The organism is Desulfoluna spongiiphila, assembly GCF_900101345.1.
GTDB lineage: Bacteria > Desulfobacterota > Desulfobacteria > Desulfobacterales > Desulfolunaceae > Desulfoluna > Desulfoluna spongiiphila.
Map to the genome: position 1 here is coordinate 65,078 of NZ_FMUX01000011.1, position 15,079 is coordinate 80,156.

Below are 15,079 nucleotides of genomic sequence, written 5' to 3' on the forward strand. Positions count from 1 at the left end.
GATGTACCAACTCAGTGATTATCGATTCGACCTTCCGGACGAGCTCATCGCGCGCCACCCGGAAAAAAACCGCACCGACTCAAGGCTCCTGCACCTGGAACGCACCACCGGCGCAAGGCACCACCGGCATTTTTCCGACCTCTCCGGCCTCCTTAATAAAGGCGACCTCCTGGTGGTGAACAACACCAGCGTCATCCCCGCCCGGCTCATCGGCCACAAGGAGAGCGGCGGAAAGGTGGAGGTGCTAATCCTGGACTACCGGGAAGGGATGGCGGCCATGGACCGCGAAGGGACCTTCTCCTGCCGCTGCCTGCTCAAGGCCTCCAAACGCGTCAAGCCCGACACCCCCATCCGCTTCGGAGAACATTTCTCGGCTGTGGTGGAAAGCTTTGACCAAGGCATCTACCGCCTCCGCTTCGAATGCGACGGCGACTTTGACCGGCAACTCGAAGCCCACGGCAACATGCCCCTACCCCCGTACATCAAGCGGGACGCGGACGCCTTTGACAAAAAGACCTACCAGACGGTCTACGCCAAAAACCGCGGTGCCGTGGCTGCCCCCACCGCAGGGCTCCACTTCACGGACGAGCTCATGGAGACCCTGAAGGCAAAGGGCGTCGACATTGCCGAACTGACCCTCCACGTGGGGTACGGTACCTTCGAGCCCGTACGGGTAGACGACATCCGGGACCACGCCATCCACACCGAATGGTACGAAGTCTCCGAAGAGACTGCCCATGCCGTCAACACCGCCAAAGCCCAAGGGCGCCGTGTGGTGGCCGTGGGCACCACCTCGGTGCGCACCCTGGAGTTCGCCTCCAAAGAAGACGGCACCCTCACCTCCGGCGCCGGCCCCTGCGACATCTTCATCTACCCCGGCTACCGGTTCAAATGCGTGGATGCCATGGTCACCAACTTCCACACCCCGGAGTCGACACTGCTCATGCTCGTCTCCGCCTTTGCCGGAAGAGACACCATCTTTACCGCCTACGAAGAAGCCGTAAGCCAAAAATACCGATTCTTCAGCTATGGCGATGCGATGTTTATCGGGTAGATGGATGCCGCAAAAACATGCCTCCGGCGGCGAGGGTGGCGAAGCCACTATAGCGAAAACACCTCGAAAGCTGATTGCCCTTGCGCTTTGCCGCGGGCTACGCCCGCCACCAATGCTGGAGACTACCCGGGCATTGCCGCAAGCTCCGTAAGGCTGGGGATACGATGTCGTATCTTCTTCGATTTCGAATAGACCCCACGTTTCAAGCGCCCTCGAGCTCCACGGAGGTGAAATTACCACCTCAACCGTTCCCACGGGCGAAACCCGTCAGCAAATGTGACGTTCCTGAGGAACGAAGGGACGGAGCATTTGCAAGCCTGGGGTCAAGGGGCTCAGCCCCTTGCCGCCGGAGGCAGATTTTTAATAAATTTAAGGACAGACGATGAGACTTACATATACCAAAGAGGCCCAGTCCACGGAGTGTCGGGCCCGGGCAGCCACGATCAAGACCCGTCGGGGAGAAATCAAGACCCCCATTTTCATGCCTGTGGGCACGGTGGGGTCTGTGAAGGCCGTGTCGGTGGAGGACCTTGAAGAAGCGGGAGCCCAGATCATCCTGGGCAACACGTACCATCTGTACCTGCGGCCCGGCACTGAGGTGCTGGACGTGTTTGGCGGGCTCCATGATTTCATGAAATGGAAGCACCCCATTTTAACGGACAGCGGCGGGTTTCAGTTTTTTTCCCTGGCCAAGCTCACCAAGCGCACGGAAGAGGGGGTGTCGTTTCAATCCCACATCGACGGCTCCCGGCACGTCTTTACCCCGGAAAGATCCATCGAGGTTCAGAACCACATCGACTCGGACATCATGATGTGCCTGGACGAGTGCACCCCCTACCCCTCGGACCACAGGGCCACCAAGGAGTCCATGGAACTCACCACCCGTTGGGCCCAGCGCTGCTTTGATTTCTGGCAGCAGGAGACCGACCTTCGCAACAACGCCTTCGGCATTGTCCAGGGGGGCATGTACAAGGATCTGCGCTCCGCCTCGGTGGAACAGATCTGCGGCATCGATTTCCCCGGCTACTCCATCGGCGGCCTCTCCGTGGGTGAGCCCAAGGAGCTGATGATGGAAATGGGCGAGCACACCCTGGCCCTGATGCCCGAAGAGAAACCCCGCTACATCATGGGCGTTGGCACCCCCTCGGACATCGTGGAGCTGGTCATGATGGGCGCCGACATGTTCGACTGCGTCATGCCCAGCCGAAACGCCCGAAACGGAAAGCTCTTCACCTCCGAAGGGGCCCTCAACATCGCCAACCAGCGATACCGGAAAGATGAAAAACCCCTGGATCCGGTGTGCACCTGCTACACCTGCCGCAACTACTCCAGGGCCTACTTGCGGCACCTCTACAAATCCAAGGAACTCCTGGCCTACCGCCTCAACACCATCCACAACCTTCATTATTATATGAACCTCGTGGGAGAGATCAGGCAGGCCATCATGGAAGACCGCTTCATGGCCTGGCGCAAAGGGTTCTACGCCGCCATGGAAGGCGGAATCCAGTAATAGAGAAGCCTCCGGCGGCCCTGCCGGGGGCCAAACCTTTGAAAAGTTTAACAAACAGGTCTTTGGCAAGCCTTTCGGTGCTCTGCCGAAACAATTTCGATATTTTCGAATCAGATACGTTTTATGCTGAGCTTTTTTCAAAAAAGCGATCCACCGGAGACCTCCCCCGGCACTGCCCAGCCGCCTCTTTATGGATAAATTTCTTTGATTTTTTTCCACATCCTGTGAAATAAAAGTGATTCATACCGATCTCATCAAACGCTTCGTTTGGTTTGCAGCAACCATATCGGTTCCCAGGTAAAAACATGGACGCCGCGACGATGCCGCCTGCCCGGACACACGGCAGGCTTCGTGGCTGATATGCGTTCTTTTCATTCACCATAGAGATAGACGGACCGGAGGATTTCATGACCATTTCGACCAAGATCAAGGGTGCCATCGAAAAATCATCATTTATCCGCAAAATGTTTGAGGAGGGTGCCCGGCTCAAGGCTGAGCACGGCGCGGACAAGGTATACGACTTCAGCCTCGGCAACCCCTACCTCGCCCCCCCGGCTGAATTCAAGGAGAGCCTCATGAAGGTGGCGGCCTCCTCCGGAGAAGGCATCCACTCCTACATGCCCAACACCGGCTACCCCTTTGTGCGCGAGGCTGTGGCGGGGTTTGTCTCCGAGCAGCAGGGGGTCACCCTGGATGAAAACGACATCGTCATGACCTGCGGGGCGGCAGGTGCCCTCAACGTGGTCCTGAAAACCCTCATGGACCCCGGCGACGAGGTGATCTGCCCGGCGCCCTACTTTGTGGAATACAACTTCTACGCCGACAACCACGGCGGGGTGGTGAAAACCGTCCAAACCAACCCGGACTTTACCCTGGACCTTGACGCCATCGAAGAGGCCGTCTGCGAAAAAACCAAGGCCGTCCTCATCAACACCCCCAACAACCCCACCGGCCAGGTATACGACAAGGCGAGCCTCGATGCGTTGGGAGACCTTCTTGCCCGCAAGAGCCGGGACATAGGCCATCCCATTGTCCTCATCTCCGACGAGCCTTACCGGAAGATCACCTACGTGGGCATTAGCGTGCCCTCCATCATGACCAGCTACCCCAACAGCGTGGTGGTGACCTCCTACTCCAAGGACATCTCCATCCCCGGCGAGCGTATCGGCTACATCGCGATTCACCCCGACTTCGAAGGCAAGGGCCTCTTCCTGGGCGGCCTGGCCCTGTGCAACCGCATTTTGGGCTATGTCAACGCACCGGCCATCATGCAGCGGGTCATTGCAGAAATTCAGGGCGTCAACGTGGACATGACCCCCTATGAGAAAAACCGACAGCTCCTCGTTGACGGCCTCACCGACGCCGGCTATGAATTTACAGCCCCCAAAGGCGCCTTCTACCTCTTCCCCAAATCCCCCATCGAAAACGACGTGGCGTTCGTAAGAGAACTTCAGGAGGAACTCATCCTCGTGGTGCCGGGCAGTGGATTCGCAGGACCCGGCCATTTCCGCATCTCGTTCTGCGTGGATGCGAAAACCATCACCGGGGCCCTCCCGGGATTTGCCAGGGTCATGAAAAAATACAAGTAGTTACCCACAGAGGAAAACGGCGATCAACACCCGTTCACAACCCTTCCAGTGGTTACCCGGCGGAAAGATGTTTTTCACTTGCATCTTTCCGCTTTTTTTATGCTCTGCGGCAGGCAAACCGAGGCAACAGACCAAAATACCGATCAATCCGAAGGCTTTCAAAATCCCTCCCCCCAAGGCCAGTTCAGCCCGACAAATAACAGGCCCTGCCGTATCAATATTCATGAAATCCACTGCTTGCCAAGTTCCCCACCCCATCGCCACGCATCATTTCAAAGGTATCGTCCTACAATAGCTCGTATTTTTTTTACTTGACATTATCGCACAAATGTACAAAATTGTTCGATTCTAGTAATATACTTTCAGTGCCTACATGGCCAATACCTCGATCTGAACGACACAATTAACGTACGTCTGACGACAAAAAAGGAATTGGGAGCCGTCTCAAGGTGATCATTGTCACCACAAGGGAGTACTGCCCCCTGGGATCCATCGCTTTTCGGTTTTCCGAGGGCTTTGACCCGCCTTACCGATATTGAAGATTGATGCGCGAATGCCCCCTGCCCGATGGGATACGGGCAGGTGCCGTTCGGCATACATTGATGCCGTGGAAACATGGCATCATCATGAGAAAAGATGCTTTCGCACCGGGCGTGGCTTCTGCCTGCCGCGGGATGTATCGACCGCACCGTCGACTCCGCGCATTCACCCTGCCTTGAGCAGATGGAACGCCTATTGGATGAAAGACATCGATTATTATGTGGAGGGGATAGAGTATGATTGTTGAAGGTCTGGGATTGATGGTTGCAGGCATGGGAGTGGTCTTCGCGTTTCTGACCCTCCTGGTCTACGCAATGAAAATCTCGGCAAAGGTGCTAGAGCGATTTACCGATGCCGATGTGACGGGTGGACCTTTGGAAAAACCGAAAACCGCAGTGTTTCAGCAGGCTGGAGATGACCTGGCTGAAATCGCGGTGGCCATTGCGGCTGTAAAAGCCTGCGCGCGCAGCTAACGAAAGGGATAGAAGATTATGGCTAAGAAATTAGTTCGTTTCATGAACACAGCGTTTCGTGATGGTTTCCAGTCGGTCTACGGAGCGCGAGTATTTACTGACGATTTTATGCCCGCCGTTGAAGCAGCAGCTGCTGCGGGCTGTAACTATTTTGAAGCAGGCGGCGGCGCCCGTTTTCAGGCACTCTATTTTTACAGCAACGAGTGTGCCTTTGACATGATGGACCGGTTCCGCGCTGCGGCCGGTCCCGACGCAGACCTGCAGACCCTGGCCCGAGGCATCAACGTGGTGGCTCTGGACTCCCAGCCCAAGGACGTCATCAAGCTCCACGCCGAGATGTTCAAAAAGCACGGGATCAGCTCCATCCGTAACTTTGACGCCTTGAACGACGTCAACAACCTTATCTACAGCGGGCAGTGCATCGCCGAAGCCGGCCTCAAGCACCAGGTGGTCATCTCCATGATGGCCCTGCCTCCCGGCTGCACCGGCGCCCACGACGCCGATTTCTACGTCAACATGCTCAAGCAGATCATAGACGCGGGCATCCCCTACCACTCGGTCTGCTTCAAGGACGCCTCGGGCACCAGCTTTCCGTCCACGGTCTACGACACCATCAAGCGTGCCAAGGAGATCCTCCCCGCGGACGTCCCCGTGCAGTTCCACACCCACGACACCGCTGGCATCGGCGTCATTGGCTACAAAGCGGCCCTGGACGCGGGCGTGGATGTCATCGACCTCTCCATGGCGCCCTGCTCCGGCGGCACCTGCCAGCCCGACATCATGACCATGTGGCACGCCCTGCGCGGCACCGACTACGAGCTGGACTGCGACATCGACAAGATCCGTGAGGCCGAAGAGGTGTTCAAGGAGTGCATGAAGGACTACTTCCTGCCCCCCGAAGCCAAGGCCGTGGAGCCCATCATTCCCTGGTCTCCCATGCCCGGCGGTGCCCTGACGGCGAACTCCCAGATGATGCGCGACAACAACATCATGGACCGTTTCCCCGAAGTGATCGAAGCCATGGACGAAGTGGTCCGTCGCGGCGGGTTCGGCACCTCCGTCACCCCCGTAAGCCAGTTCTACTTCCAGCAGGCCTTCAACAACGTCATGATGGGCAAATGGAAGAAGGTTGCCGAAGGCTACGGCAAGATGGTCCTCGGATACTTCGGCAAGACCCCCGTGGCCCCCGATCCCGAGATCATGAAGATCGCCTCCGAGCAGCTCGGCCTTGAGCCCACCACCCGAAGCCCCCTGGAGATCAACGAAGAAGATCCCACCAAGGGTCTCGGCTGCGCCCAGAAAAAGCTCGAAGAGAACAACCTGCCCGTCACCGATGAGAACCTGTTCATCACCGCATCCTGCGGGGACAAAGGCATCAACTACCTCCTCGGCAAGGCCACCATCGGCGTCCGCAAGAATGCGGCCAAAGAGGAAAAGGTCGAAACCAAGGCGGCCCCCGAAGGCTACACCGTTACCGTGGGCGGCAGCACTTACGCCGTGAAGCTCGACGGCAACACCGCCGTGGTCAACGGAACGGCCTACAACGTCAATGTTGCCGAAGGACTTGCCGCCGCACCTGCCGCACCGGTTGCTGCAGCCCCGGGCGCCAAAGAGGCCGTCAAGGCCCAGATGCCCGGCGCCGTGGTTCGCATCACCGCCGCCCAAGGCTCCCGGGTCAAGGCCGGTGACACCCTGCTTGTCCAGGAAGCCATGAAAATGGAAGTGGAGGTGAAAGCCCCCATGGACGGCACCGTCGCTGAAATCCTCGTGGCCACCGGCGACCAGGTAAACGCCGACCAGGTCCTCCTCCAGATCCAGGCCGACGGTGCGCCCGTTGCAGCCCCGGTTGCCGCTCCGGCTCCCGCAGCAGCAGCCCCCGCACCCGCATCGGGCGGAGAAGAGGTGAAGGCCCAGATGCCCGGCGCCGTCATCAAGGTCCTGGTCGCAAACGGGGCCGCCGTCAAGCCCGGCGATACCCTGCTCGTTCAGGAAGCCATGAAGATGGAAGTGGAGGTCAAGTCCCCCGTGGGCGGTACGGTCACCAGCGTTTCGGTATCTGCCGGCGACCAGGTGGCATCCGGCCAGAGCCTGGTCACCATTGCTTAGGGGATTGACCCACGCACGCTTTATGCCTTCAAACGACTGAACGGACAGGATAGAACCATGACTCGATATATGAGATTGACACAAAAATTCTCCGCCAAGCCCCTGGCGGTTGTGGCAGCGATTGTCGCTCTCTGCCTCTTCACCGGGGTCTCCATGGCGAGCGCTGCCAGCGCTCCGGCACCGGCACCCGCCGCAGATGCCTCCATGGGGAAAGTGGAAAAGCTCTGGAAAAGCACCGGGCTCAACGCCTTTGTAAACGGTGCCAAAGAGATTTTCTCTGAGAAGACAACCGACAACCACCAGCTGATTCCCCTGGGAATCGGCCAGCTCATCATGATTGCCGTGGGCTGTATCCTCATCTGGCTGGCCATCAAGAAGGGATTTGAACCCCTCCTCTTGATTCCCATCGGCTTCGGCGGCATCCTTGCCAACATTCCGGTGGCAGGCATTGCCGGGCCGGAAGGGTTCCTCGGCCTCATCTACGGCTTCGGGATCAAAACAGGGCTCTTTCCCCTGCTGATCTTTATGGGCGTGGGTGCCATGACGGACTTCGGCCCCCTCATCGCCAACCCGAAGACCGCCCTCCTGGGTGCGGCAGCCCAGTTCGGCATCTTCACCACCCTCATCGGTGCCCTGGTGCTGACCCAGGTTGTCCCCGGCATCGATTTCTCCCTGCAGGACGCCGCTGCCATCGGTATCATCGGAGGCGCGGACGGCCCCACGGCCATCTTCCTAGCGGGGCGGCTATCACCGGATCTGCTGGGAGCCATCGCCGTGGCGGCATACTCCTACATGGCCCTGGTGCCCATCATCCAGCCGCCCATCATGAGGGCCTTCACCTCCAAAGAGGAACGGGCCATTGAGATGAAGCAGCTTCGCCACGTCAACAAGGTGGAAAAGATTGTCTTCCCCCTGATGGTCCTGGGTATCTGTATCCTGCTCCTGCCGGATGCAACGCCCCTGATCGGCATGCTGATGTTCGGCAACCTGCTCAAGGAGTGTGGTGTTGTGGAGCGACTCTCCAAGACCGCCGCCAACGAGCTGATCAACATCGTCACCATCCTGCTGGGCATCTCCGTGGGCTCCAAGCTGGCTGCGGATAAATTCCTGCAGCTTGAAACCCTGGGGATCCTCCTCCTCGGTCTCGTGGCCTTTGCCATCGGCACCGCAGCAGGTGTTCTCCTGGCGAAGTTGATGAACCGCATGAGCAAAGAGAAGATCAACCCCCTCATCGGCGCCGCCGGTGTCTCCGCCGTCCCCATGGCAGCACGCGTGGTCAACGGTGTGGGTGTTGAAGAGAACCCCCACAACTTCCTGCTGATGCACGCCATGGGCCCCAACGTGGCCGGCGTCATCGGTTCGGCGGTTGCCGCCGGTGTTCTTCTGGCCCTCTGCGGGTAAGCAGCACCTGACCTGCACGCCGGATGTAAGACAGGAAACATTTAAAAGCCCCGTTCACAGCGAGCGGGGCTTTTTTTATCAAACAGCACGCCCTTTTCATTTTGCAGGCAATTGCGAGGCGTTACCCCTCCCGCCTGCTTGACACGCCAAAAAAAAATGTGGTACGTAACCCGTGACTGAGCGACCGTTCAGGCCGCCTGCCACCCCGCCGTCTCCGCTCACGCAAGCTCAAAACGCCCAGGTCAGTATTCCAGGCACCCGAAGGCAAGCCAGTCACAACGCCCACGAAGCCATACCTTCGTAACACACACTCCAATGCACCGGTCCCGCCCGCTGCCCCCATTCCATGGGGCATGCCGAGGGCCAATTGACTTTTTTCAGGCCACCACAAAAATCAGTGGGCCATTCCCCTGATTCGGCTTTCATGATAATAATGTTCACCCCGATTATCGCCCGTATGCAAAGCGCATCATTTCCATCAACCGGGAACCCGTAAGGAGAACGCATGAATCGCGTCCAGAAAATGATCCACAACCTGAAGGAGAAAGACGCAGAGACGCTGACCATGGGGGGAGCAACGGCCGTTGAAAAGCAAAAGGCCAAGGGCAAGCTCACGGCCAGGGAACGCCTCGACCGCCTCTTTGACAGGGGCTCCTTCCGGGAAATAGACCGCTTCGTGGCCCACCGCTGCACCAACTTCGGCATGGACCGGGTGGAGATCCCAGCCGACGGCGTGGTCACCGGCCATGGCCTGGTAAATGGCCGGCCCGTCTTTGCCTATGCCCAGGATGTCACCTCACGCGCCGGCAGCCTGGGGGAAATGCACGCAAAAAAAATCTGCAAGGTCATGGACATGGCCATGAAGGCCGGGGTTCCCATTATCGGCATGAACGACTCCGGCGGCGCCCGCATCCAGGAGGGGGTGGACGCCCTGGCAGGGTACGGAGAGATCTTCTTTCGAAACGCAGGCGCCTCCGGGGTAATTCCCCAGATCTCAGCCATCATGGGCGCCACGGCGGGGGGGGCCGTCTACTCCCCGGCCATGACCGATTTCGTCTTCATGGTCAAAAAATCCAGCCACATGTTCATCACCGGGCCCGACGTCATCCGATCGGTCACTGGCGAAGACGTGGGCTTCGATACCCTGGGCGGGGCCGTCACCCACTGCACCAAAAGCGGGGTGGCCCACTTTGCCTGCGAAGACGATGACGACTGCATCACCAACATAAAGGCCCTTCTCTCCTACCTTCCGGCCAACAACAGGGAAGCGCCGCCACGGGCCCTTTCCGAGGAACCCATCCACCGCCTCTGCCCGGAGCTCGATACCCTGATCCCGGAAAACCCCATGAAGCCCTACGACATGTTCGACCTCATCCGGGCCGTGGCCGACCACGGGACCTATTTCGAGCCCCACAGCCTCTTTGCCCCGAACATCATCACCTGCTTCATCCGCCTGGGGGGCCGAACGGTCGGCGTCATCGCCAACCAGCCCAAGGTCCTGGCCGGGTGCCTTGATATCAACACCTCGGACAAGGCCAGCCGCTTTATCCGCTTCTGCGACGCCTTCAACATCCCGCTCTTGACCCTTGCCGACGTGCCCGGCTTTCTCCCCGGTATTCAGCAGGAGTGGGGGGGCATCATCCGCCACGGGGCCAAACTCCTCTGGAGCTACTCCGAAGCCACCGTGCCCAAACTCCTTCTCATCACCAAAAAGGACTACGGGGGTGCCTACCTCGCCATGAGCTCGCGTCACCTGGGCGCCGACATGGCCTTTGCCTGGCCCACGGCGGAAATCGCCGTCATGGGGGCCCAGGGCGCCGCCAACGTCATTCACCGCAAAGAAATCAAAGGCGCCGACAACCCCGAGGCCATACGCACCGAAAAAATCGGGGAATACAATGATCTTTTTCTCACCCCCTATATCGCTGCGGCCCGGGGCTATATCGACGCCGTCATCGTGCCCTCCGAGACCCGGAACCACCTCCTCGACGCCCTGGATGTCATGTGCTCCAAACGGGAATCCAGGCCTGAGAAAAAACACGGCAACATCCCGTTGTAAGAAGGGCAATAACAAAGGCCTCCGGCGGGTCGCTTTTTGAAAAAAGCTCCGCAAAAACGTTCCGGTCACATCCCCTTTTGCCGTTCAGCCCCGTTGGGGCTGAACGGCAAAAGGGGATGTTTATTCGTTAAGCTTAAAGCCGCCGGTAAACCAAGACATAAGAATAAAACGACACAGCACTCAAAACCTGTTTATCAAACTTTTCAAAAGTTTGGCCCCCGGCAGGGCCGCCGGAGGCATAAGCTGAACAGTCGCGATTTTTCTTCCCCAAAACCCCGCGATATACTACCTTATATTAAAATAAATCCAGGAGGGGAGAGTATGGGTGCAAGAAAGCGCGCGGCCCTTCGCGGGCAGTGGTATCCGGAGAGCCGGGAGGCCTGTCTCAAGGAGCTGGAAGGGTATCGGAAAGAGGGGTGGTTGAAACGCCCCGACGGGGAAGGGTACCGGGCGGGAATCGTGCCCCATGCGGGGTGGTTTTTTTCAGGGAGCATCGCCTGCCGGGTGATTGAAACCGTCGCCCGGGGCGAATTGCCGGACCTGGTGGTCCTGTTCGGGCACCACCTGGGCCCGTCGGACCCCACCAGCGTCATGACTGAAGGGACCCTTGAAACCCCCTTCGGAGATTTGAAGATCCACGAGGCATTCTCCGAGGCCTTGGGCAAAAACCCCTTTGTGCGAAGGGAAATGGGGCCGTTCATGGCCCCTGAGAACACCCTGGAACTCCAGCTTCCCTTTATCCGCTATTTCTTCGGAGAAACACCGGTCTGCCTCATGGGAGTCGCCCCCAACAAATGTGCCGAGACCGTCGGAGAATCCGTGGTAACCACCGCCTGCAACCTGGGGCTTACCGTAAAGGTCATCGGCTCCACCGACCTCACCCACTACGGGCCCAACTTCGATTTCACCTCCCAAGGCAAAGGCAAAGAGGCAAGGGCCTGGGTCTATGATGCCAACGATCAAGAAGCCATCGATCGCATGACCGGCCTTGACGCCGCCTACTTCACCGGAGACGCCCTCACCCGGCGCAACGCCTGCTGCGCCGGTGCCGTCACCGCCACCCTGGCTGCCGCCCGCGCCCTGGGCATTGACCGCGGCCTTGAAGTCGCCCATATCACCAGCTTTAACAAGAGCCCCTCGGACAGTTTCGTGGGATACACCGGAGTGGTATTCTAAACCATGAACATTCCAGCATACTGGGCCAAAGGTACCACACGCCATGACGTCCACACGCGAAACATCCTCACGGGAAAACCCATGGCCCCCCTTTCCTGCTGGGGCTGGTCCGATACCAGCGTCGCCGACGCGAAGGAAAAAGGACGCCGACGGGCTGACGCTGTGGCTGAAATGATCCTCAAGGGCAATCGCCCGGACACCTACCTCTATGGTGACCGCCCCATGCGGGAAGAGATCCTCGACACATGGCCGTCAGAAGATGGCAGCCTCTGGGCAGCCGTCACCCTCAATGCTTACGGCTGCAGGGTTCTCAACACGGCGCGGGCCATGTTTATCGACGTGGATCTGCCGGAGCCGTCCCTGTGGGACCGGCTCAAACACAGGGCAAGCGCCGTGTTCGGCAACAACCCCATGCCTCCGCGTGAGTTAAAGGAAACCGAAGCCCTTTCAAAGGTGGAAACCATGGTACGGGCCGATTCGAATTTTGGCATCAGGGCCTACCGGACACGGGGCGGCCTTCGCTACCTTGTCACCCACACCCACGCGGCCCCCACGGCAAAGCTGACCTGCGACATGATGGAGGTCTTAGGTGCCGATCCCCTCTACATAAGGCTCTGCAAAGCACAAAAATGCTTTCGAGCCCGCCTCACCCCCAAACCCTGGCGCTGCGGGCTCCGCGCCCTGCACGTGCCTTTTCCGTGGCCGGATCAAGGGGCAGAGCAGGAAGTTCGCCACTGGCTTTCGGCCTATGGGGACAAAACCAGGGAACTGGCCACCTGCACCCTGATCAGGCACTTCGGCTCCGACGCCATGGACGATGAGATGTCCCGCATCGTCTCCTTTCACGATGAAGCGACCCGGGCCCAGTCCGGGCTTGAGCTGGCATAAAACCGACAACACCGTCAATGCTCTGCAGGCCAGAGCCCTGCTCAAAATGCCTCCTGCAGGACTGCCTGATACAACGCAAATCCGAATGCATGCGAGACTAAAAAAGAATGCCCAAACGCAAAAAAGCCCCTTCGATTGCTCGAAGGGGCTTTATATTCGGTGTGGCTGGGATGCAGGGATTCGAACCCCGATAGACGGAATCAGAATCCGTAGTCTTGCCATTGGACGACATCCCAGCAGACAACTCAATCGGTTGCGAGACGTTTATAGGCCAGAGAGCCCAAAGAGTCAAGAAAAAAAAGTGAGCACTGCACTTTTTTTCATCCCTGGAAGTAACCCTTATCCTAATAGCCCACCCTCGAAAAGGGCCCCCGTTCTTGGGTTGCCGGAAAGAAATGGTCTCACAATGCCTTAACAGAATACCGCCGGAGTTTGACCCGAGAAACGAGGGGACAAAGCCCAGCGGCAACCTGCTTTCAAGGTGGCACACCTTGCCGCCGGAGGCATTATTTTTTGTATGTTTTTTTTTCTCTTGTACCCTTACCCGAGGCTTCGGATGTGTGCCACGGCGTCGTCGATGCGCTTTAAGGTCTCCTCTTTGCCGAGGACTTCGAGCATCTCGTACATGTCGGGGCTGGCGCCGGTACCGGAGACAGCCAGGCGCATGGGCATGGCAACCTTGCCGAAGCCGACCTCCAATTTTTCCACCACGGCCTTGAAGGTCGCAGAAAGGGCTTCCTGGGTAAACGCCACCTCGGCCAGGGCTTCTTTCATGGCAAGAAGCACGTCTGCGGCCTCGGGCTTGAAGGCTTTTTTGGCCATTTTGGCGTCGTACTCTTTGATCCCTTCGAAAAAGAAGCGGGCGTTCTCGGCCATCTCCACCAGGGTGTGGCTTCGGGGGGCCAGGGTTTTCACCGCCTTTTCCAGCTGCGCCCGGTCTTCGGCCACAATGCCCGCCTTGTCGAGGAAAGGCAGAAGGGCGTCGGTGATCTCTTCGGTGGGCTTGGCCTGGATGTGCTCGTGGTTGATGGCCATGAGCTTGTCCTGATCAAAAACGCCGGGGGAGCGACCGATGTTGTCCGGGGTAAACTTTTCGATGAGGTCCTCGCGGGTGAAGAACTCCTGGTCCCCGCAGGACCAGCCCAGACGCGCCAGGTAGTTGATCATGGCATCGGGAAGGATCCCCATGTCCCGGTACTCGGTGACGCTGGTGGCGCCGTGGCGCTTGCTGAGACGGGCCTTGTCCGCCCCCAGTACCATGGGCACGTGGCCGTAGGTGGGCACCTCTTCCCCCATGGCCTTGACGATGAGGACCTGCTTGGGGGTGTTGTTGACGTGGTCGTCGCCCCGCAAGATGGTGTTCACCTTCATGGTCAGGTCATCCACGGCCACGGCGAGGTTGTAAGTGGGGGTTCCGTCGCTTCGCTGGATGATAAAATCATCGAGCTCGGCATTTGGAATGGAGATCCGCCCCTTGACCATGTCGTCAAAGGCGGTGGATCCGGCCAGGGGCACCTTGAAACGAACCACGGCCCCTTCGGTGGGCCCCAGGTTTTTCTCGCGGCATTTCCCGTTGTATTTTGGCTTCTCCCCTTTGGCCCGGGCGGTCTCCCGCATCTCATCGATCTCTTCCGGGGTGCAGGTGCACCAGTAGGCATGACCGTCTTCAAGGAGCTTGTTGATCACCTCCTTATAAAGGTCAAAGCGCTTGGTCTGGTAGAAGGGACCCTGGTCCCAGTCAATGCCCAGCCACTCCAGCCCGTCGAAAATGGCCTGAACAGACTCCTCGGTGGAACGTTCCAGATCTGTGTCTTCGATGCGGAGGATGAAGGTTCCGCCGGTCTTGCGTGCGTAAAGCCAGTTGAACAGGGCGGTGCGTGCTCCGCCGACGTGAAGGTAACCCGTGGGACTCGGCGGAAACCGTGTTATAATCTCACCCATAACATCTCCTGTGGTATCTATTATAAAAAGGAAAATGGCGATTCAGCCTGCCCCCGGCGGGTCGCTTTTTGATAACAAGCACCTCACCCACGCCCCCAGGCGCGGCAAAAGGAACCGAGGTGCATCAGGGCGCGACATAAACGGCGGAATAGCCGATATCGCCTTAAAACCGGTTTATCAAATGTTTCAAAAGTTTGCCCTCCGACAGGGCCGTCGAAGGCAACCTTCAGCCGGGCAGGGGCAAAAAAAATATTTTTTTAGGCCCGTCAATCCGCATCCGCACAAAAAAAACGTTGTGGATCGATAGGGATCTGCGCTATCTACGGCTCATGGCCAATTACC

12 protein-coding genes and 1 tRNA gene are annotated in these 15,079 nt (G+C 58.5%); 9 read left to right on the top strand and 4 right to left on the bottom strand.

The window, feature by feature from the left end:
• Window position 1: 1 nt before the first annotated feature.
• Both queA and tgt read left to right on the top strand, forming a co-directional pair.
• Window positions 2-1,054: a tRNA preQ1(34) S-adenosylmethionine ribosyltransferase-isomerase QueA gene (gene queA / locus BLQ12_RS15235; RefSeq protein WP_092211551.1), complete on the top strand. Its 1,053-nt coding sequence runs from the start codon at window positions 2-4 to the stop codon at window positions 1,052-1,054.
• A 382-nt stretch (window positions 1,055-1,436) separates the two neighbouring features.
• A complete protein-coding gene (tgt, locus tag BLQ12_RS15240) occupies window positions 1,437-2,564 on the top strand; it encodes a tRNA guanosine(34) transglycosylase Tgt (protein WP_092211553.1) in 1,128 nt (375 codons plus the stop codon).
• A 121-nt stretch (window positions 2,565-2,685) separates the two neighbouring features.
• Here the strand turns inward: tgt and BLQ12_RS27055 are convergent, their stop codons facing one another.
• A complete protein-coding gene (locus BLQ12_RS27055) occupies window positions 2,686-2,973 on the bottom strand; it encodes a hypothetical protein (protein WP_139163993.1) in 288 nt (95 codons plus the stop codon).
• Here BLQ12_RS27055 and BLQ12_RS15245 point away from each other — a divergent pair.
• The gene (locus tag BLQ12_RS15245; RefSeq protein ID WP_092211556.1) at window positions 2,972-4,153 is read left to right on the top strand and encodes a pyridoxal phosphate-dependent aminotransferase; all 1,182 of its coding nucleotides are present in this window, start codon (window positions 2,972-2,974) and stop codon (window positions 4,151-4,153) included. The genes BLQ12_RS27055 and BLQ12_RS15245 overlap by 2 nt on opposite strands.
• Here BLQ12_RS15245 and BLQ12_RS15250 read toward each other — a convergent pair whose 3' ends face one another.
• Window positions 4,154-4,378, bottom strand: coding sequence for a hypothetical protein (locus BLQ12_RS15250; protein ID WP_139163994.1), 225 nt, complete (start codon window positions 4,376-4,378; stop codon window positions 4,154-4,156).
• Between the two features lie 551 nt (window positions 4,379-4,929).
• On the opposite strand from BLQ12_RS15250, the gene BLQ12_RS15255 reads away from it, so the two are divergent.
• From BLQ12_RS15255 to BLQ12_RS15280, 6 genes are all read left to right on the top strand, one after another.
• Window positions 4,930-5,166, top strand: coding sequence for an OadG family protein (locus BLQ12_RS15255; protein WP_092211564.1), 237 nt, complete (start codon window positions 4,930-4,932; stop codon window positions 5,164-5,166).
• Window positions 5,167-5,184: 18 nt separating this feature from the next.
• Window positions 5,185-7,272, top strand: coding sequence for a biotin/lipoyl-containing protein (locus BLQ12_RS15260; protein ID WP_092211567.1), 2,088 nt, complete (start codon window positions 5,185-5,187; stop codon window positions 7,270-7,272).
• A 57-nt stretch (window positions 7,273-7,329) separates the two neighbouring features.
• Window positions 7,330-8,673, top strand: a complete 1,344-nt coding sequence (locus BLQ12_RS15265; protein ID WP_226860069.1) for a sodium ion-translocating decarboxylase subunit beta — start codon at window positions 7,330-7,332, stop codon at window positions 8,671-8,673.
• A gap of 505 nt (window positions 8,674-9,178) precedes the next feature.
• On the top strand, window positions 9,179-10,732 hold the full coding sequence (locus tag BLQ12_RS15270; RefSeq protein WP_092211569.1) for an acyl-CoA carboxylase subunit beta: 1,554 nt from the start codon (window positions 9,179-9,181) through the stop codon (window positions 10,730-10,732).
• Window positions 10,733-11,053: 321 nt separating this feature from the next.
• Entirely contained in the window at window positions 11,054-11,908 is an 855-nt protein-coding gene (gene amrB, locus BLQ12_RS15275; RefSeq protein ID WP_092211571.1) for an AmmeMemoRadiSam system protein B, read from the top strand.
• Window positions 11,909-11,911: 3 nt separating this feature from the next.
• Window positions 11,912-12,796 (top strand): hypothetical protein, encoded by an 885-nt coding sequence (locus tag BLQ12_RS15280; RefSeq protein ID WP_092211573.1) that lies wholly within the window; start codon window positions 11,912-11,914, stop codon window positions 12,794-12,796.
• A gap of 162 nt (window positions 12,797-12,958) precedes the next feature.
• On the opposite strand, the gene BLQ12_RS15285 is transcribed toward BLQ12_RS15280, so the two are convergent.
• Both BLQ12_RS15285 and gltX read right to left on the bottom strand, forming a co-directional pair.
• Window positions 12,959-13,032, bottom strand: a tRNA-Gln gene (locus BLQ12_RS15285).
• A 304-nt stretch (window positions 13,033-13,336) separates the two neighbouring features.
• Entirely contained in the window at window positions 13,337-14,737 is a 1,401-nt protein-coding gene (gene gltX, locus BLQ12_RS15290) for a glutamate--tRNA ligase (RefSeq protein ID WP_092211575.1), read from the bottom strand.
• Window positions 14,738-15,079: the final 342 nt, after the last annotated feature.

Coding starts and splice junctions, on each gene's coding strand:
- BLQ12_RS15245 (WP_092211556.1), top strand. CDS start 2,972: ATGACCATTTCGACCAAGATCAAGGGTGCCATCGAAAAATCATCATTT.
- queA (WP_092211551.1), top strand. CDS start 2: ATGTACCAACTCAGTGATTATCGATTCGACCTTCCGGACGAGCTCATC.
- BLQ12_RS15255 (WP_092211564.1), top strand. CDS start 4,930: ATGATTGTTGAAGGTCTGGGATTGATGGTTGCAGGCATGGGAGTGGTC.
- gltX (WP_092211575.1), bottom strand. CDS start 14,737: ATGGGTGAGATTATAACACGGTTTCCGCCGAGTCCCACGGGTTACCTT.
- BLQ12_RS15260 (WP_092211567.1), top strand. CDS start 5,185: ATGGCTAAGAAATTAGTTCGTTTCATGAACACAGCGTTTCGTGATGGT.
- BLQ12_RS15280 (WP_092211573.1), top strand. CDS start 11,912: ATGAACATTCCAGCATACTGGGCCAAAGGTACCACACGCCATGACGTC.
- BLQ12_RS15270 (WP_092211569.1), top strand. CDS start 9,179: ATGAATCGCGTCCAGAAAATGATCCACAACCTGAAGGAGAAAGACGCA.
- amrB (WP_092211571.1), top strand. CDS start 11,054: ATGGGTGCAAGAAAGCGCGCGGCCCTTCGCGGGCAGTGGTATCCGGAG.
- BLQ12_RS27055 (WP_139163993.1), bottom strand. CDS start 2,973: ATGAAATCCTCCGGTCCGTCTATCTCTATGGTGAATGAAAAGAACGCA.
- BLQ12_RS15265 (WP_226860069.1), top strand. CDS start 7,330: ATGACTCGATATATGAGATTGACACAAAAATTCTCCGCCAAGCCCCTG.
- tgt (WP_092211553.1), top strand. CDS start 1,437: ATGAGACTTACATATACCAAAGAGGCCCAGTCCACGGAGTGTCGGGCC.
- BLQ12_RS15250 (WP_139163994.1), bottom strand. CDS start 4,378: ATGAATATTGATACGGCAGGGCCTGTTATTTGTCGGGCTGAACTGGCC.